This window comes from Streptomyces turgidiscabies Car8 (assembly GCF_000331005.1).
In the GTDB taxonomy this organism is placed as follows: domain Bacteria; phylum Actinomycetota; class Actinomycetes; order Streptomycetales; family Streptomycetaceae; genus Streptomyces; species Streptomyces turgidiscabies.
Genome location: NZ_AEJB01000343.1, coordinates 32,651 through 52,746, shown reverse-complemented (window position 1 = coordinate 52,746; position 20,096 = coordinate 32,651). Strand labels below are relative to the sequence as shown.

At 71.9% G+C, this 20,096-nt stretch carries 7 protein-coding genes; 5 read left to right on the top strand and 2 right to left on the bottom strand.

Annotation, left to right across the window (positions count from 1 at the left end; translation table 11 throughout):
- Positions 1 to 23 precede the first annotated feature (23 nt).
- The 5 genes from STRTUCAR8_RS23235 to STRTUCAR8_RS23215 all read left to right on the top strand — a co-directional run bounded on the left by STRTUCAR8_RS23235 (position 24) and on the right by STRTUCAR8_RS23215 (position 18,161).
- Entirely contained in the window at positions 24 to 1,682 is a 1,659-nt protein-coding gene (locus tag STRTUCAR8_RS23235) for a PfaD family polyunsaturated fatty acid/polyketide biosynthesis protein (RefSeq protein ID WP_006378357.1), read from the top strand.
- A 139-nt stretch (positions 1,683 to 1,821) separates the two neighbouring features.
- A complete protein-coding gene (locus tag STRTUCAR8_RS23230; protein WP_006378369.1) occupies positions 1,822 to 7,983 on the top strand; it encodes a type I polyketide synthase in 6,162 nt (2,053 codons plus the stop codon).
- An 8-nt stretch (positions 7,984 to 7,991) separates the two neighbouring features.
- Positions 7,992 to 14,654, top strand: a complete 6,663-nt coding sequence (locus tag STRTUCAR8_RS23225) for a type I polyketide synthase (protein WP_006378362.1) — start codon at positions 7,992 to 7,994, stop codon at positions 14,652 to 14,654.
- 114 nt (positions 14,655 to 14,768) lie between these two features.
- Entirely contained in the window at positions 14,769 to 16,031 is a 1,263-nt protein-coding gene (locus STRTUCAR8_RS23220; RefSeq protein WP_006378388.1) for a phenylacetate--CoA ligase family protein, read from the top strand.
- A gap of 138 nt (positions 16,032 to 16,169) precedes the next feature.
- The gene (locus STRTUCAR8_RS23215) at positions 16,170 to 18,161 is read left to right on the top strand and encodes a ThiF family adenylyltransferase (RefSeq protein ID WP_006378371.1); all 1,992 of its coding nucleotides are present in this window, start codon (positions 16,170 to 16,172) and stop codon (positions 18,159 to 18,161) included.
- 149 nt (positions 18,162 to 18,310) lie between these two features.
- Here the strand turns inward: STRTUCAR8_RS23215 and STRTUCAR8_RS23210 are convergent, their stop codons facing one another.
- Positions 18,311 to 19,033, bottom strand: coding sequence for a FadR/GntR family transcriptional regulator (locus STRTUCAR8_RS23210; protein WP_006378385.1), 723 nt, complete (start codon positions 19,031 to 19,033; stop codon positions 18,311 to 18,313).
- Positions 19,024 to 20,052 carry an aldo/keto reductase gene (locus STRTUCAR8_RS23205; protein WP_044472716.1) on the bottom strand — a complete coding sequence of 343 codons (1,029 nt, stop codon included), beginning with the start codon at positions 20,050 to 20,052 and terminating at the stop codon, positions 19,024 to 19,026. The genes STRTUCAR8_RS23210 and STRTUCAR8_RS23205 overlap by 10 nt, the downstream gene beginning before the upstream one ends.
- Positions 20,053 to 20,096 lie beyond the last annotated feature (44 nt).

The window sequence follows — 20,096 nt, the reverse complement described above, 5'->3', positions numbered from 1 at the left end:
CCCATGCCGGCGAAGGACGGAACATGGTTGCAGAGAGTGTGCTCACCGAAAGCGGCGCACCCACTCCGGGCGGAGGCATCGCTGCCGCCACCGGCCCGATCGACCCGTGGGCCCCCGACTTCGCGGGTGACGCGCTTGTGCGGCGCGCACACCGCATCAGAGAAGCCGCACACATCGTGCGGGAACGGTCCACCGGACGGACGGGGCTGGCCCCCGGCAGCGAGTCGGCCCGCACCCGGCTGGCCGCCGAAGGCCTGCACCAGGTCCTCGGCACCCTGCCGCCGCTCTACCCGGAGTGGCTGGGCGATCCGTCGTTCTGCACCGCACACGGGGTCCGATTCCCTTACGTCGGCGGTGAGATGGCCAACGGCATCGCGACCACGCGGATGGTCATCGCGCTGGCCCGGGCCGATCTGATGGGGTTCTTCGGCGCCGGCGGGCTGGATCACCGGAGCGTCGAACGAGCCGTGGCGGACCTCGCGGCGGGTCTCGGCGACCGACGCAACTGGGGGGTCAACCTGATCCACTCCCCGCAGGAACCGGAGTTGGAGGAGCGGGTGGCCGGCCTCCTCGTCACCCGGCACGTGCCCGTCGTGTCGGCGTCGGCGTTCATGGCACTCACTCCCGCGGTGGTGCGCTGTGCCGTGGCGGGGCTGGCCACGGACCCGTCGGGTGTGATCGTCCGGCGCACCCGCGTCTTCGCGAAGGTGTCGCGGCCGGAGGTGGCCGAGCAGTTCCTGTCACCCGCTCCGCCGGCTGTCCTGCGTGTCCTCGTCGAGCGCGGCGAGATCACCGAACGGGAGGCCGACCTCGCGGCCCATGTGCCCGTGGCCGAGGACCTCACCGTGGAGGCCGACAGTGGTGGCCACACCGACAACCGGCCGCTGGGCGTACTCCTGCCCGTCCTGGTCGCGCTGCGTACCGAACTCGCGGCGCGGTACGGCTACCGGGTGCCGCCGCGTGTGGGGGCGGCCGGCGGTCTGGGCACCCCGGAGGCGCTGGCCTCCGCGTTCGCCATGGGCGCGGCGTACGTGGTCACCGGCTCCGTCAACCAGGTGGCCCTGGAAGCGGGGCTGTCCGACGAGGGCAAGGGCCTGCTCGGCCAGGCGGACGTCGCGGACGTCACCATGGCGCCCGCGTCCGACATGTTCGAACTCGGCGTCAAACTCCAGGTGTTGCGCCGGGGCACGATGTTCCCCGCGCGGGCCCACCAGCTCTACGAGGTGTACCGGACCTGCGAGTCGCTGGAGACGATCCCCGACGACGTACGCGCTCGGCTGGAGCGCGACGTACTGGGCGGCACCGTCGACGAGTTGTGGAGCAGCACCCGCCAGTACTGGCAGGACCGCGATCCGGGACAGCTCCACCGGGCGGAGCGGGATCCCAAGCACCGTATGGCGTTGCTGTTCCGCTCCTATCTGGGGCAGTCGAGCCGTTGGGCGATCACCGGCCATTCGGCCCGGCGCACCGACTACCAGATCTGGTGCGGACCCGCGATGGGTGCCTTCAACCGCTGGACGAAGGGCAGCTTCCTCGAGCTGCCCGAGAACCGCTCCGCGGTCCAGATCGCGCTCAACCTCCTCGAAGGAGCCGCCGTGGTCACGCGCGCCCAGCAACTGCGCACCCACGGCGTGCCGTTGCCCGCCGCCGCATTCTCCTACCGGCCCCGGCCACTGGCCTGAACCCGCAACGCGACTCCTTCCCGTTACGCGGGCCGGCTCCACGGAGCCCGGGATCGCCCGCGCTGAACATCGTCGTATCGCCCGCATTGCCGTTCCATGCCGCTCGGCGTCACCCCCATGCTGCAGACGGAGAACTCCTATGACCGCATCGACCGCATCGACCGCGTCATCCGGACTCACCAATCCCGACCCGGCCGGACCAGCCCGGCCGGACCGCCCGCTGCACGTCCCCATCGCCGTCATCGGCACCGCCGCCCTGACTCCCGGTGCCGCCGATGCGGAGGGCTTCTGGCGGAACGTGCTCACCGGACGGGACCTGATCACCGACGTACCCGCCGACCACTGGCTCGTCGAGGACTACTACGATCCCGATCCGTCCGCGCCGGACCGCACCTACGCCCGGCGCGGCGCGTTCCTTCCCGTGACCGACTTCGACCCGTCGGCGTACGGCATCCCGCCCAACGCGCTGCCCGCCACCGACACCACCCAACTGCTCGCCCTCGCGGTCGCCGAACGGGTGCTGGCCGACGCCGGGTCGAGCGGTGCCGAGCGGTTCGACGGGGAGCGTACCGGGGTCATCCTGGGCACGGCCGCGCTGGAACTGCTGCACACCATGAGCAACCGCATGCAGCGTCCGGTGTGGCTCAAGTCGCTGCGGGAGAGCGGTATTCCGGAGGAGCGGGCCCAGGAGATCTGCGACCGGATCGCCGGCCACTACGTGCCGTGGCAGGAGGAGTCCTTCCCCGGAGTGCTCAGCAATGTCGTCGCCGGGCGGATCGCCAGCCGTTTCGACCTGCACGGTTCCAACTACACCACGGACGCCGCCTGCGGCAGTTCGCTCGCCGCGGTGACCGCCGCCGCCAACGAACTCGCCGTCGGGACAGCCGACTTGATGATCACCGGGGGCGTCGACACCCTCAACGACATCCTGATGTACATGTGCTTCAGCAAGACCCCGGCACTCTCCCGGTCCGGGGACTGCCGGCCGTTCTCCGACGCCGCCGACGGCACGATGCTCGGCGAGGCGCTGGTGATGTTCGCGCTGAAGCGGCTCGACGACGCGGAACGTGACGGAGACCGGATCCACGCCGTGCTGCGCGGGATCGGCAGCTCCTCCGACGGCCGGGGAAGCGCCATCTACACGCCCGTACCCGCCGGACAGGCCCGTGCGCTGCGGCGGGCCTACGCGTCCGCCGGATACGGTCCCGAGTCCGTCGAGCTGGTCGAGGCACACGGCACCGGGACCACGGCCGGTGACGCCGCGGAGTTCACCGCGCTGCGCACCGTGTTCGAGGAGTCCGGCCGCAGGGACGGCCAGTGGTGTGCGCTGGGTTCGGTGAAGTCGCAGATAGGGCACACCAAGTCTGCCGCGGGCGCGGCAGGGCTGCTCAAGGCAGTGATGGCACTCCGGCACAAGGTCCTGCCGCCCACGATCAAGGTCGAACGACCCAATCCCGCACTGGAGTTGGACAAAAGCCCGCTGTATCTGAACACGGAGGCCCGCCCCTGGGTGAAGGAGGCGGCGCAACCCCGGCGTGCCTCCGTGTCGAGCTTCGGGTTCGGTGGCACCAACTTCCATCTCACGCTGGAGGAGTACGTTCCCGCGGCAGGGGCGCGGTCCCGTCCGGTTCCGCCGGCCCGGACCGTGCCCACCGAACTGGTCGTCCTCGGCGCGGCCTCGGCGGAGGAACTCCTCACGCGGGCGGCGGAGTTGGCGACCGAGGTCACCGACGGAACCTGGGCCGGAGCGACGTCGGCGGCTCAGCGGGGCTTCCGTCCGTCCGATCCGTACCGGCTCGCCATGACCGCCACGGGGCCCGAGGATCTCGCGAAGCGGCTGGAGCAGTTGGGCACGCTGATCCGCCGCGACCCCGACCGCCCGCTGACCACGCCGGACGGCGTCACCTACCGCACCGGCACCCCCACGCCCGGCCGGACGGCCTTCCTCTTCTCCGGGCAGGGCAGCCAGTACACCGGTATGGGTGCCGACCTGGCCATGCACTTCCCCGCGGCCCGGGAGGCCTGGGACCGGGCGGCCGAACACGAACTCGACGCCGAACTCCCTCTGCACCGGGTGGTGTTCCCGGTTCCCGCCTTCACGGAGGAGAGTCGCGCCGCACAGCAGGACCTGCTCACCCGCACCGAGTGGGCCCAGCCGGCGCTCGCCGTGCAGAGCGCAGCACTGCTCGCCGTGCTGCGCGCCGCGGGCGTCGAGCCCGACTGCGTAGCCGGGCACAGCTTCGGTGAACTGGTCGCCCTGCACGCCGCCGGAGTCCTCGACGAGCGCGTGCTGCTGCGACTGGCGCGCAGGCGCGGGGAGCTGATGCGTGACGCGGCCACGGAGCCGGGCGCCATGCTCGCGGTGATGGGCGTCTCGCGCGAGGACGTCGCCACGCTGACCGACGGCTTCGAGGACGCGGTGTGGGCCGCCAACGAGAACGCTCCGGGACAGGTCGTCCTGTCCGGACGGGCCGACGCCGTGGACCGGTTGGAGCGCCGGCTCGGGGCACGGGGCGTCGCCGTACGGCGGTTGCGGGCATCGGGTGCCTTCCATACTCCGCTGATGGCCGACGCGGTCGGGCCGTTCACCGAGTTCCTGGACGACCTGGACCTGCGGGCGCCGAAGTTCGACGTGTACGGCAACGCCGACGCGCGGCCGTATCCGGAGGACCCCGCGCTGATCCGGGAGCGGATCGCCGGGCATCTGCTGTCACCGGTACGGTTCGTCGCCGGTGTCGAGGCGATGTACGAGTCGGGGGTACGCACGTTCGTCGAGGTCGGGGCGGGGTCGACGCTGACCGGACTGACCGGGGAGATACTCGACGGCCGCGAACATCTGGCCCTCAGCCTGGACCGCCGGGGCGTCCACGGCGTCACGGCGCTCCAGCAGGCCCTGGGCACCCTGGCGGTGTCCGGTGTCGCCGTGGACCTGGACGCGCTGTGGTCGGTGGGCGACGCGACGGACGCCCGCGAGGAGGAAGGCCGGGGTGCGCATCCCCAAGCCCCCGCCCAGTTGGCCCCCCTTCCCCGACCCCGGATGGCGGTGCCGATCTCCGGCGCCAACCACGGTGCGCTCTACCCGCCGCCGGGGGGAGCGCAGGCCCTGCCCCGGCCGGTCCCCGCCGCAACGACAGCGGCAGCGCGGGTCGAGGCGGCCCCGGAGGCCGGGATCACACCGACGCCGTCCGTCGGAGCGGCGGCGGCCGATCCCTGGCTGGCGGCCTTCCAGGAGACACAGAGGCAGGCCGCCGAAGCGCACGCGGAGTTCCAGCGGACCATGGCGGAGAGCCACATGCATTTCCTACGGACGCTGGAGACACCGTCGCTCGGCGCGCCCGTCGGCACCCCCCTTCCGAACCCGACCCCTCTGGTCCCACCGGCACCCCAACTGCCGCTACCCACAGAGACGTTCACATCACCGACGTCCCCACAGACCGAAGCGGCGGCAGCGCCGACACCCACCACGAAGCCGGAGACCACTCCCGCCGCCCCCGGACCCGACGTGGGTGCACTGCTGCTGGAAGTGGTCGCGGAGAAGACGGGTTTCCCGGTCGACATTCTCGAACTTCATATGGAGTTGGAGACGGATCTGGGGATTGATTCGATCAAGCGGGTGCAGATTCTTTCTGTCCTGCGTGACCGTGTGCCGGCGCTCGCCCGGGTCGATGCCCATGAGCTCGCGCCGCTGCGCACGCTCCAGCAGATCACCGACAAGCTTCGTGAAGCCGAGTCCGGGGCGGCGCCCGTCGCCCTGCCCGCGTCACCGCCGCCACCGGTCCGTCCGATTGACGAAGAGACCCCGCTGCCAACCCAGTTGGCACGCGCCGTCAGCGTGATGGTGGCTGCGCCCCTCCCGGGGATGGAGCTGGCGGGACTGCGGGACGGGCCGGTCCTTGTCACCGACGAGGGGACCGGTGTGGCCCGTCGGTTGGTGGACCGGCTGGGGGAGCACGGTGTGCGGGCGGCTGTCGTGACGGAGGCCGTGCTGGCCGACGCCGCCGATGTGGCCGACGCGGAGGGCGGTGGTGTCGTGCTGCTCTCCGGTCTGCGCCCCGTCAGCTCCGCCGAGGCGGCGACCTCCGTCAACCGGGACGCATTCGGCGCGGCGCGTTCCGTGGCCCGGCAACTGGTCGCGCGCGGAAGGGTGTTCGTCACCGTCCAGGACACCGGAGGTGACTTCGGGCTCGGCGGCGGACAGGGGGAGCGGGCCTGGCTCGGCGGACCGGCCGGGCTCGCCAGGACCGCCGCGAAGGAGTGGCCCGACGCCGGGGTCAAGGCCGTCGACTGCGAGCGCGGTGACCGCGACGCCGACGCCCTCGCCGAGGTGCTCGCCACCGAACTGCTGCGCGGCGGTTCGGCCGGCGACATCGGACTGCGAGCCGACGGCACCCGCTGGGCACTACGGGACAGGATCGAGCCCGCCGGGCCGGCCGAGGCGGCGGGGGAACACACCGGACCACTGGGCCCGGACGCCGTGATCGTCGCGACCGGCGGTGCCCGAGGCGTGACGGCCGTGACCCTGCGCGCCCTGGCCGAGGCCCATCTGCCGTCCATCGTCCTGCTGGGCCGCACCGAACTGACCGAGGAGCCGGCCGGGTTGGCCGACGCCACGGACGAGAGGCAGCTCAAGGGACTGCTCGCCGGCCAGGCCCGCCGACAGGGCGGCACGATACCGTCCCCGGCGGAGCTGACCGCCGAGGCCGCCCGTGTGCTGGCGGTCCGGGAGATCCGCGCGACCCTCGACGCCATCGAGGCGAGCGGCTCCCGGGTGCGCTATCTGTCCGTGGACACCCGCGACGCACGGGCGCTGCACAGGGCCCTCGACACGGCGCGCGAGGAGTTCGGGCCGATCAGCGGCATCGTCCACGGAGCGGGCGTCCTCGCGGACAGCCGGCTCGCCGACAAGACCGACGCGCAGTTCACGGACGTCTTCGACACCAAGGTGGAGGGGCTGCGGGCGCTGCTCGCGGCGACGGCCGATGATCCGCTCGACCTGGTGTGCGTGTTCTCCTCCGTGGCGGGTCGCTTCGGCAACACCGGCCAGGCCGACTACGCCATGGCGAACGAGATCCTGGCGCAGGTCGCGTCCACCGTCGCCGTGAACCGTCCGAACTGCCTGGTGAAGTCCATCGCCTGGGGCCCCTGGGACGGCGGCATGGTGGGACCGGAGCTGCGGGAGCACTTCCGTGAGCAGGGCGTGCCCCTGATCCCGACGGACGCGGGCGCCCGTGCTCTGCTCCGGGAACTGAGCGACGTACCCGATCCCGCGCGGGTACGGGTCACCCTGACCGCCGGCGACGCGGACGCTTCCGCGTCCCTGGGCGCGCCCCCGGCACAGGCGGTGGGCGGGGACATCGAAATCGGGCTCGGCTCCCACCCGTATCTGGCGGACCACAGCGTCGCCGCGACCCCGGTGGTGCCGATGGCGCTGGTCATGGAGTGGTTCCTGGGTGCCGCCCGGGCCTGGCGTCCCGACGCCCCGGGCTTCGTCCTGCGCGACCTGGAAGTACTCAGCCGGATCGGCCTCGACGGACCGGGCACGGCTCCGGAACAGGGGCGACGGCTGAGGGTCCGTAGTCTGGCCGCTCCCGCCGACGACCCCGCGACATCGCGGCTCGTCCTGGAACTCACCAGCGGTGCTTCGTCGCCGCACTACCGGGCGGCGGTCGAGGTCCTGACGGAAGCGGACCGCCCACTCACCGGGTCGGTCCGGTACGACGCGCGCGATCTCGGCAGTCCCCCGGACCAGGAGATCTACGACGGCCACGTGCTGTTCCACGGCCCCGCCTTCCACGCCATCACCGCCCTGGAGGGAGTCTCCGGGACAGGCGCCGCCGCGCTCGTACGCGGAGTGCGCGAACTGGACTGGCCCGGAGCGGGCTGGCACACCGATCCCGCCGCGATCGACGGGGGGCTCCAACTCGCTCTGAAATGGGCCGAGTACGCGCACGACGGCGCGTTCCTCCCGATGGGCGCGGTCGAGGTCAGGACAACGGGCCGGGGGCCGGTGGGGGAGGGCGCCCGGTGTGTCGTGCTCGCCCGGGGCGCGGCTCGGGACCTCGATGTCTCCTGCGACGTAGCCCTGCTGGAACCGGACGGATCGGTGCACACGGAGCTGCTCGGAGTGACTCTCGTGCGCCGTCCGGACACCGGCAAAGTCTCTCCGGGCCGGGCGTCCGCGCCGGATTCGGCGTCGGACGCCCAGCAGGTCGCCGCCGCTTCCCGCGCCGCCTCCGCCTCCGGCGGCGACCGTTCCGTACACACTCTCCCGGCCCCCGCCGGGACACCGGGCCGGAGGTGACCGGGGCCATGCGCTTCGAACCGATCGCTGTCGTAGGACGCGGCTGCGTCATGCCCGACGCCCCCGACCCCGACACCTTCTGGGACAACGTCCTCACGGGCCGGGTCAGTCTGCGGGACACCCCGCAGGACCGCCGACGCCTGTCCGACGCCTGGGCACTCGGCGATCCGGCCGACTGCACGGACCGGACCTGGAACCGGACCGCCGGCTACGTCACGGACTTCGCCGCCTCAGGTCCGCTGGACCCGTCCCTGGATCCCGTCTTCCACTGGACGTGGCACGGAGCCGCCGCCGCACTGCGGGAGGCCGCCCAGGAACGGCTGTTGCACCGGGCGGGACTGGTGCTGGGAAACCTGTCGTTCCCCACCGCCGGCATGGCGTCCTACGCCGAACACATCTGGCTGCGCGACCAGTACCTGACGTCCAGCGGGCCGCCCCCGGATCCCCGCAACCGCTTCATGTCCGGTCTGCCCGCCCATCTCGCCGCCCGCGAACTCGGCCTGGGACTCGGTGGGTTCGCCCTCGACGCGGCCTGTGCCTCCTCGCTCTACGCGATCGGGCTCGCCTGCCGAGAGCTGCAGGAGCGCCGGGCCGACCTGATGGTGGCGGGCGGAGTGAACAGCGCGGACGACCTCTTTCTCCAGGTCAGCTTCTGCAGTCTGGCGGCGATGAGCCGCAGCGGGTCGAGCCGGCCCTTCCACCGGGACGCCGACGGTCTCGTCCCCGGTGAGGGGGCTGCCTTCGTCGCCCTGATGCGCCTCCACGACGCGCTCGCCGCAGGCGCGCCCGTCTTCGGGGTGATCCGCGGGGTCGGCCTGTCCAACGACGGCCGGGGCAGCGGACTGCTCGTCCCGTCGGAGGACGGCCAGGAACGTGCGATGCGGCAGGCCTACGAAGCCGCGGGCGTCGACCCGGAGAGTGTCGGCCTGCTCGAATGCCACGCCACCGGCACGCCCGTCGGTGACGCGGTCGAAGTACGCAGCGCGGCAAGGGTGTTCACCGACTCGGCGGACCTGCCTGTGGGTTCGGCCAAGTCCAATGTGGGCCATCTGATCACCGCGGCCGGTGCCGCCGGGCTGCTGAAGGCGCTGGGCGCGCTGCGCGCCGGGATCCGCCCGCCGACGGTCGGCGCGGAGGAACCCCTCGCGGCGCTCGCCGGGACCCCGCTGCGGCTGCTGCACGAACCCGAGGAGTGGACGGGGCCGCGCCGTGCGGCGGTCAGCGCGTTCGGCTTCGGCGGTAACAACGCCCACCTGATCGTCGACGCCTGGACCGGCGACGACTCCGGAACCCCGGCGCTTCCCCCGCCGCCCCGCACCCCTCGGACGTCCGAGCCGATCGCCGTCGTCGCCGTCGGCGCCCGGGTCGGTGACGGACGGGATCTGCACGACCTGAGGGACGCGCTGTTCGCCGGGCAGCGCCGGGACGACGCCCGGGACACCGTGGAAGTGGCCCTGGACGGGCTGCGGTTCCCGCCGCTGGATCTGGAACGCACCCACGCCCAGCAACTCCTGGTCCTTGAGGCGGCCCGCGAGGCAGCGGACCGCACGGCGCTGCCCGGGGACCGGACCATGGTGCTCATCGGCATGGGCTGCGATCCCGAAGTGGCCCGCTACATCACGCGTTGGCGGATCCCGGAGCTCCTGGACGAGAACGGAACGGGGTCCGGAAACGGAGCCGGGGCCACTGACCACGATCGTGTACGGGAGTTGCGGGACGCCGTTCAGTCGGCCCAGTCCGCGTCCGCCGTGGTGGGGACGATGCCCAATCTGGTCGCGAACCGGATCAGTGCCCAACTCGACCTGACCGGGCCCGGGTTCACGATCAGCGCGGAGGAGGCCTCCGGCGTCGTGGCGCTGGAGGTCGGCGCCCGGGCGCTGCGGGCGGGCGACGCCGACGCCGTGCTGGTCGGCGCGGTGGACCTCTCGCACGAGCCCGTCCACCGCGCGGCCCTGGCCGAATTCGGCCGGGACGATCGGCCGGGAGACGCGGCTGTCGTACTGGTGCTCAAGCGACTCGCCGACGCCCGCGCCGACGGCGACACCGTTCTCGCCCTGCTGGACACGGAGTTGACGGACCCGCCACCGCCCGAGGAACACGAGGACCACAACGCGGAAGCCGTCGGGCGGCGTTGGACCGTCGGGGATCCCACGCAGGCCGAGGTGACACCGGATCACTTCGATCCCGCCGATCTGTTCGGCCGTGCCCACGCCGCGAGCGGACTGCTCGCCGTGGTGTCCTCGGCGCTGGCCCTGCACCACCGGGCCGTTCCACGGGTCGGCGCCCCGGCCCGGCCCGCGCTGCGTGCACGGACCGCCGTGGCCGGGGTGGAACCGCTGGGCGGGCCCACCCGGCAGATACGGCTGCGCGCCGCCGACCGGGCCCCCTACCTCACCGAACTCCCGCGCCGAGTCCATGTGTTCTCGGGGAGCAGCCGCGCGGGCGTCGTGCGGGCTCTCGCCGAAGGACGTGAGTCGCACGAAGGTCCGGCCCGGCTGGTGCTGGCCGCCGCCGGCCGCGAGGATCTCGCGGACCGAACCGAGGCGGCGCGGAGGTGGCTCGCCGGGGAGAGCGGCGCCCGGCCGGACTTCACGGCGTTCCGTGACCGCCCGGTGGGCGGCGAGGTGGCCTTCGTCTTCTCCGGAGGGTCCATGGCGTATGCGGGCATGGGCGCCGACGTCATGCTGGCCTTCCCCGACCTGCTCGCCGCCGTCGAGGAGCGCAGCGGTCCGCTGCACGGGCTGGTGGGCTGGGCCCACGAGAGCGAGCGGCCACGGCCTCGGCACGCGCTCGACCAGATCTGGGGCGCGTCCGTACTCGGCCAGCTGCACGCCCGGATCACCCGAACGCTGCTGCGGATCGAACCACAGGCATCGCTCGGTTACTCCTCGGGCGAGTCCAGCGCGCTGGCGTCGCTGGGCGCCTGGACGGACGTCACGGGCCTGTCCGCGCAGGCCCGGCGGGCCCAGCTGTTCGCGGACGGTGTGGTCGGCGAGCTGAAAGTGCCGCGCCGAGCCTGGCGGAAACTGGGTGTCGAGGGCACCGTATGGGCGAGCTACCAGGTGGAGGAACCCGTCGAACGCGTGCGGGCCGCCATCGGTGACGAACCCGGGGTTCACCTGATGGTCGTCAACACCCCCGACTCATGTGTGTTCGGAGGCGAGGCGAGTGGGTGTCTGCGGGTCCTGGACCGGCTGGGCACCACCCAGGCGCTGCACATTCCCTACCAGGTCGCCGCGCACGTACCGGAGTTGGCGGAGATCCGGGACACCTGGTGGCGGATGCACCATCTGCCCACCACGGATGTCGGGGTGCGTTTCTACACCTGCTCCACCAGCCGCTGGTACCGCGCGAGCGCCGACGCGGCGGCCGACGCGCTGACGGAACAGGCCCTGGGCCCGATCGACTTCGGCCGTACCGTCGAACAGGCCTGGGAGGACGGCGTCCGGGTCTTCGTCGAACACGGTCCCCGCAGCCACTGCGCGGGATGGATCAGGCGGGTCCTGGGGGACCGCGAGCACGTCGCGGTGTCCCTGGACGCTCCCGTGGGCCGTGGCATCGGCCAACTACTGCGCTCCACACTGGAGTTGGTCGCCGCGGGGGTGGAGGCGGACACCGACGCGCTGTGCGACAGGCTGGCCGCGGCCCGGCCCGAGCCCCGATCCGCGAGCCGCCGACTCACCCTGCCCGCGCACCCACCGGCGATCCGGCTGCCCGACCCCGGCACACCACCGCCCCCCGAGGTGATGCCGAGGGCACCCCGGCTGCCGAGCGCACCGGAGTACCACGCGGCCCGGGTTCAGGTCCCGGTCAGGGTCACTGTCCCGGCGCGTGACGCGGCAACTCACGTCGGGCCCAAGGAGGGTGGGGAACCGGATCGGGTTCTGCTCCCCGCGCCGACCGCCGTTCCGCTGCCCGTCCTGGCCGAAGGTCCCGCCGCGCCGGTCGGCGTCACGCAGGCACTCGGCACCCTCACGCACCACCCCGCGACGACCGCGGTCATGGAGACACGGCAACTCGCCGTCTCCGCCCACCGTCACTTCCTCGCCGTCCAGGCCCGGGTGCACGAGGAGTTCCTGGCGACACGCCAGAGGGCAGCGGCACACCTCCTGGCCGCTCGTCTGAACGCCGCCGGTCCGCCGCCGAACACCATCGGTTCGCCCCCGTCCCCGCTCCCGCCGCCGGCTCCTGTCGCAGTGGCCGTACCCGCGGCCCCGCAAACCCCTGCCGCAGCCGACGTACCCCGTGGCCCCGTCTTCACCCGCGCCGACCTGGAACGTCTCGCCACCGGCCCGGTGTCCGCCCTGTTCGGCCCCCTGTTCGCCGCGCAGGACCAGTACCGGCGGCAGACCCGGATGCCCGCACCGCCGATGCTGCTCGCGGACCGCGTCACGGGGATCGACGCGGAGCCGGCGTCCATGGGCATCGGGACCATCCGCACCGAGACCGATGTCCGGCTCGACAGCTGGTATCTCGACGCGAGCGGACGCATGCCCGCCGGGATCATGGTCGAGGCCGGCCAGGCCGACCTGCTGCTGATCAGCTGGCTCGGGGTGGATCTGCTCAACCGTGGTGAACGCGTCTACCGTCTCCTCGGCTGCGAACTCACCTACCACGGCAGCCCGCCGCTCCCGGGCGAGACGCTCCGCTACGAGATCCATATCGACGGCCACGGCGAGCACGGTGGCATCCGGCTGTTCTTCTTCCACTACGACTGCTACGTCGGGGACGAACTCCGGCTGACCATGCGGGGCGGCCAGGCGGGCTTCTTCACCGACGAGGAACTCGCCCGTACCGGCGGCGTGCTGTGGGATCCGGCGACCGAGACCCCCGACCCCGCGCTGCCCCTCGACCCGCCACCCGTCAGCTCCCCGCCACGCGCCTTCGGGCCCGACGCGGTGCGGGCGTTCACCGAAGGCCGGCCCTTCGACTGCTTCGGCACCGGCTGGGAACTCACCCGTAGCCACATCCGTTCGCCCCGGACGGGCGACGGGCGGATGCAACTCCTCCACGAGATAACGGAGTTCGACCCTGTCGGCGGCCCCTGGGGTCGGGGCTGTCTGCGGGCGGTCACGCCGATCTCACCCGACGACTGGTTCTTCGAGGGTCACTTCCCCGAGGATCCGTGCATGCCGGGCACCCTCATGTTCGAAGGCTGTCTGCAGGCCATGGCGTTCCATCTCGCCGCCCTCGGCTGCACCGTCGACCGCGACGGCTGGCGCTTCGAACCGGCCCCGGGCAACCCCGTGCCGATGCTCTGCCGGGGGCAAGTGACGCCCGGCAGCGAGCAGTTGACGTACGAGGTGTTCGTGTCGGGGCTGTCCACCGGACCCGAACCCGAACTCGTGGCGGACGTGCTGTGCACCGTCGACGGGGTCAAGGCATTCCATGCGCGGGGCGTCCGGCTGCGGCTCGTCCCGGACTGGCCGCTGACCCACTGGCGGCATCTCGGGCCCGCTGCGGTCCAGCCGACCGGCGCGGCCGTCCCGCACCGTGCGCTCGCCGGTCTGGCGGGCCACCACGAGACGACGGCGGTCGCCGAGGCCCAGGGCTTCCGCTACGACTACGCCTCGATGCTCGCCTGCGCGTGGGGCAAACCGAGCGAGGCCTTCGGCGCCGCCTACGCCCCGTTCGACAGCGCCCGCAGACTGGCGCGGCTGCCGGGGCCGCCGTTCCACTTCATGAGCCGGGCCGTCGCCGTGGAGGGTCCCGCCTGGGTGCCGGAAGCGGGCAGTGCGGTGGAGGTGGAGTACGACGTCCCGGACGAGGTCTGGTACTTCGAGCAGAACGGCTTTCCCGTCATGCCGCTCGGGGTGCTCATGGAGGTCGTCCTGCAGGCCAGCGGCTGGCTGGCCTCGTATGTCGGCAGCGCCCTCGGCCACGACGAGGACCTGCTGTTCCGCAACCTCGACGGCACGGGAACAGTCCTGCGGGAGATCCGGCCCGGCACAAAGGTGCTGCGCACCCGGACCCGACTGCTCGACATCGCGCACAGCGGCGACATGATCATCGAGACGTTCGGGGTGGAGTGCTTCGCCGACGACGAGCCGGTGTTCTCGCTCACCACCGTGTTCGGCTTCTTCCCGCCGGCGGCGTTCGAGAACCAGGTCGGACTGCCGCCGACCGACGACGAACGGCGGGCCCTTGAACGGCCGTGCGACGTCCGGGTCGATCTCGGTCTCCGGCCCGCGAAGTACTTCGACGGACCGCTCCACCTGCCCGGCCCGATGCTGCTGATGCTCGACCGGGTGACCGGCTGGTGGCCGGACGGCGGACGCGCCGGACTCGGGAGGCTGCGGGCGGAGAAGGACGTGGACGCCGACGAATGGTTCTTCAAGGCCCACTTCTTCCAGGACCCGGTCCAGCCGGGATCCCTGGGCGTGCAGGCCATGTACCAGCTCCTCCAGTTCTACGCCATGGAAAGCGGACTGGGTGACGGTCTGCGCCGCCCGCGTTTCGAACCGGTACTCCCCGGGCGCCCGGTCACCTGGAAGTACCGGGGCCAGGTGACCCCGCGCAACAGGACGATCACCGTGGAACTCGAGGTGACCGAGACCGGTGAGACCGAAAGCGGCCCCTACGCCGTCGCCGACGCCTGGCTGTGGGCCGACGGCACCCGCATCTACCACGTGACGGACCTGGGCATCGGACTCACCGAGAACGACGGCTGAGCAGGGGACATCCTCGATCCGGTGCCCCGCCGCTCCTCCCGCCCCTCCTGCTCACCTTTCTCCACCCTTCCCATCCCCGCGAACCCCTTCCCCGCGAACCAAGGAGGTTCCACCGTGGCCCCGTACTACGCCGACGACCTCACCGAACTCGTCGACTTCGTCCGTCAGCACTCGCCCTACTACCGAGACCTGTACGCCCAGGTACCGCCCGGCCCCGTGGTTCTGGAGGACCTCCCCGTCCTCGACCACTCGTCCTTCTGGGGCGCCAACACCGCCCACGACAGCCGGGTGCTCACCGGCCCGCTCACCGACGGCATCGTCTTCAAGTCCGGCGGCACCACCACCGAGCCCAAACTGTCCGTCTACACCCGGCAGGAACTGCTGGGCATGAGCCGGCTCCAGGGCAACGGCTTCGAGCACGCCGGACTGCGTCCCGGCGACCGGATCGCCAACCTCTTCTACGCCGGAGAGCTGTACGCCAGCTTCCTGTTCAACGTGCTGTGCCTGCAGGAGTCCTCGGTCCCGAACGTGCACCTGCCTGTCGCGTCCGCCCCGCTGGAGTACACGGCCCACGTCATCCACGAGTTCGCCGCCACCGCGCTGCTGGGCCCGCCGACCACAATCTGCCAACTCGCCGCACAGCTCACCGAGTCGGACCGGCCGGCGCCCGACGTCCACCTCGTGATGTTCGGCGGCGAGTCGTTCTACGAGGACCAACGCCCGCTCCTCGAAGCGGCGTTCCCCAACGCCCGTATCCGCTCGATGGGTTACGGCAGCGTGGACGGCGGCATGCTCGGAGCTCCCGTGGCGGACCACCCCGATCCCCGGGTCCACCGCACCCACCGACCCCAGACCGTGATGGAGATCGTCGACGACGACACCGGCGAGCCCATCAGGGAACCGGGCCGCCCCGGACGGCTGGTCGTGACCGATCTGGCCCGTCGGCTGATGCCCGTGATCCGGTATCCCACCGGGGACCGGGGCGCCTGGGTTGACCGCGAGGAAGGGCTGTTCCGGCTGCTGGGCCGCTCCGACGAGGGCGCCCGGGTCGGGCCGATCACCGTGTATCTGGAGGATCTGCGCGCCGTGGTGCAGCAGGTGGCCGACGGCCGGCCCCTCGTCGGCATGCAGGTGGTGCAGCGTCGTAAGGACGGCCGGGACGAGCTGGTGGTGCGGATCGCGGGCGACCTCGGTGATCCGGACGCCGTGGGCAAAGCCGTCGCGAGCCGACTCGACGAGATCCGCCCGATGTTCGCGGATCACGTCGACGCCGGACTGATCAGCCCGCTGACGGTGGAGTGTGTTCCGGCCGCCGGGCTCGTCGTCAACTCCCGGACGGGAAAGCTGCTCCGGCTGATCGACGAACGCACGCCGTGAGCGTCCGCCGCCCACGGAACTCGCCCCCGACCAGAACAGGAACCCTCATGATCCGAACTCGCCGGCGTCACCCTCGCCGACTCCGCCACCGTACGGAACAAGGTCCGGACGTCCTCCGCCGCGAGGGAGGCCTCCGCCATGACGCGTGACACGGACGCTCATGAAACGGACGTTCATGCCACGGATCTGTCGGACGTCGCCATGGCGGAGGCCGGGGCCGAGGCGGTGACCCGCAACCTCGGCATCGTCGACGAGCGTGAGCAGGCGGCGTTGCGCGCGGCGACCGTGCTCGTGGCAGGCTGCGGCAGTGTCGGCGGCGCGGTGGTGGAACCTCTCGCACGGCTCGGCGTGATGCGCTTCCGCCTCGCCGACCCCGACCACTTCGACATCACGAACCTCAACCGGCAGGCCTGTGTGCTGGCCGACGCCGGCCGGCCGAAGCCCGAGGTGCTGGCCGAGCGGGTGCGTGCCATCAACCCGTCCGCCGAGGTGACCGTCTGCCCGGAGGGGCTGACGCTGGAGAACCTGGACGAGGCACTGGACGGTGTCCATGTCGCCTTCGACGCCATCGACCCGCAGATGTCGGCCTGGGTCAAGTACCAGCTGCACGAGCGGGCCGCGCAGCGTGGCATCCCCGTTGTCGCGGGTGCGGACTTCGGCGGGAAGCCGGCCGTGTACGTCTTCGACTACCGTCGCCGTCCCGTGCCCTTCTACGGCACCGCCACCGCCGAGGCCCACCGGGAGAACCGCGTCTGGGACTCCGTGCGCTGGTTCGGCAGGACCCACTTCCCCAGTGACTACCTCCCGGTCATGACCGACCGGCTGTCCAACGGCGGCACCTGGCCGCAGATCTCCTACTGTGTGCTCGGCATGGGCGCGTTGGGCAGCAGGGTGGTACTGGACCTGTTGATGAACCGCAGGACGAGGCACGTCGTCACCGTGGACCTGCACGCGGCGGCCATGCCCCGCGCGGCGGCGCTCGCCCACCGGCTCCGGATGCCGCTGGAACTCGCGCGGACCCTGAGAGCGGTCCGGGCGACGGCCCGGGCATCGGCTTCACCGTCGGCTGCGGCATCGGCCCGCCTCCGCCCGCCCGAGTCCGCGGCCCCGCCCGTACGACAGCTCCCCGAACGTCTCGCCATCGTGCTGCGGGGAGCCCGCCTCGCACCGTCGCCCTACAACGCTCAGCCCTGGCGCTTCGAGCCTGTCGACGGGCGTACGGTGCGGCTCGCGCCGGACGCCGGGCGGTGGCCCTCCGCCGCACCTGACGCGCTGGGCTGGGCGGAGAGCCTCGGCTGTGCGCTGGGGGCGATGTCCTACCTCGCCCACGGGGAGTGGGAGGGCAGTGCCGCCGATCCGGGTGAGGCTGGCTGGTCCGCGGGCCGGTTCCACTGCGACCGACTGCGTGACGACGTGCTCGCCCGGCAGGGAGTCCTCGGCCTGCGCGGCACCCACCGGGGCGATCTGCTGCGGACACCGCTCGACGGGACCACCCTGAAGCGGATCGAACTGACCTGTGCCGAGCGGAACCTCACCCTGGAAACGGTCACCGGAGCCACGGCCCTGGGCCGGCTGGCCCGCACCGAGCTCGACGCCGGGAAGGACGGCCGCGCGGAGGACGTCCGCGCGGATGACGGTGCGCTCTGGGAATGGCTGAGAGAACGGGCGCGGACCGAGGACGGCCGACGCTCGTTCGGTGATCCGAGCGAGCTGCTCGCCGCCTCGGGAACGGCCCGTGTCGTCGGCCGTGTCCTGGGAAGCCGGATGGTGCCACCCCGGCGGGCGACACCACCGGTCACGGCGACGGCCCGGCTCAGGGCTCGCGGTTTGCGCAACTGCGGAGCCGTACTGGTCCTGCGGGGCCCCCGGCGCACGGTCACCGACAGGCTCGACGCGGGTGTGGCGCTGATGCGCGTGTGGCTCGAGTTGACCGAGGCCGGATACGCCGCGCAGCCGCTGGGCCACGAATCCGGCGGACCGGTCGCGCTCCGGGCCGGAGGCGGCACGAACCCGGACCACGCGCTACTGGCGGTGCTGCGGGTGGGACGGGCCACCACCGCACCGTCCCGCCAGGCGACGCGCTGCCCGACCGACGCGTCTGTGCGGTGGACCGGCTGGACGGGCCGGTGACCGAAGCCCGGCCCCCGGCCCGCCCCGGGCTGGGCTTCGAAACTCCCGAACCACCGTGAGCCGACGAGCGACATAGGAGCCTCACAGGGATCGTCAATATCTCCTGCGTTCATCCTCGCCCGAGTTCCGCACAGACGAGGAGTGGTCGCCTACTTCTGTGTGGCCACTTCGTGGGGGAGGGGCTGGTTGACGCGCAGGTGCTCCTTCAGCGCCTGCGCGGTGTTGCTGACGTGCAGCAGCGCGGCGGCCTGGCTGAGGGCGGCGTCGCGTGTGGTGAGTGCCGCGTAGATCGCCTCGTGCTCGGCGAGAGTGCGGGCCGCCGCCTGGTCGTCGACCAGGCCACGCCAGATCCGTGCGCGCAGAGTCCGGCCGGAGACGCCCTCCAGCAGGGTGAGCAGGGTTTCGTTGCCTGTCGCGGCGACGACCGCGCGGTGGAAGGCCGCGTCGTGCGCGTTGAGCAGTTCGACATCGTCGCGGGCCTCACGCATGGCGTCCAAGTGGCTTTTGACCTCGACCAGCTGGTCGTCGGAGATGCGTGTGGCGGCCAGTGCGGTGGCGGCCGGTTCGAGGAGCCGCCGTACCTCCATGAGGTCCTGCAGCACGGCGGAGTCGCCCTGCAGCAGTTCCACCGCCCCACCCAGTCCCTCCAGGAGCAGGCTGGGCTGGAGACTGGTGACGTAGGTGCCGTCGCCCCGGCGGACCTCCAGGATTCGGGCGACCGCCAGTGCCTTGACCGCCTCGCGCGCGAGATTGCGGGACAGGCCCAGCTGGGCGGCCAGATCCGGCTCCGGGGGGAGTTTGGATCCCGGTGGCAGTGCGCCGGTCCGGATCAGCTCGCGGATCTGTTCGATGGCTTTGTCCGTCAGGGACACTGCGTGCTCCTTCCCCGGCCGTCGGCACCGGGTACGTCCGATCGGATCAGCCCCTGGGCGCGGAGTTCGTCCCAGAGGCCTCCGGGGACGGGCCGCCCGTGGAGTTCCATGTTTCGTCCGACCTGTTCCTGAGTCCGCATTCCGAGAGTGACATTGATGATACTGGGATGGGTGCGGGGAAAGGCGATGGCGGCGGCGGGCAGCGTTGTCCCGAAGGCCGAGCAGACGTCGGCGATCGCCCGGGCCCGGGTGACGAGAGCGGGCGGGGCTTCCCGGTAGTCGTACTTCATGCCGTCGGTGGGCTGGTCGCGGGAGAGGAGTCCCGAGTTGAAGACGCCGACGGCGACGACGCTTTTGCCGTGTTGTCGGGCGGTGGGCAGTACGTCGTCGAGTGCGGATTGGTCGAGGAGGGTGTAGCGGCCGGCGAGCATGACGATGTCGGCGGCGGTTTCGTGGAGGAAGCGGGTGAGCATGGGTGTTTGGTTCATGCCTGCGCCGATGGCACCGATGACACCTTGGTCGCGGAGTTCGGCGAGGGTGGGCATGGCTTCGTCTGCGGCTTGTTGCCAGTGGTCGTCGGGGTCGTGGAGGTAGACGACGTCGAGGCGGTCCAGGCCCGTCCGCTCCAACGTGGCCTCGATGGAACGCAGGACCCCGTCCCTGCTGAAGTCCCACTGGCGGCGCAGGTCGTCCCGTACGACGAAGCCCTCACTGTCGACGCCCTGCGGGTGCTCGTTGGGGACGAGGAGGCGGCCGACCTTGGAGGAGACGACGTACTCGGTACGGGGTCGGTGCCGTAGCGCCGCGCCCAGCCTGCGTTCGGACAGGCCCAGGCCGTAGTGGGGGGCCGTGTCGAAGTAACGGATGCCGGCGTCCCAGGCTGCCTCGATCGCGGCGGCCGCGTCCTCGGCCGAGGTGGTCCGGTAGAGGTTGCCGATGACGGAGGCCCCGAAGCCGATCTCGGTGAGTTCGACAGAGGTGTCCGTGATGTTCCGACGCACAATGCTCCGATGTCTCAACTGTGCTCCTTGCGACTGCGACTGCGACTGCGACTGCGACTGCG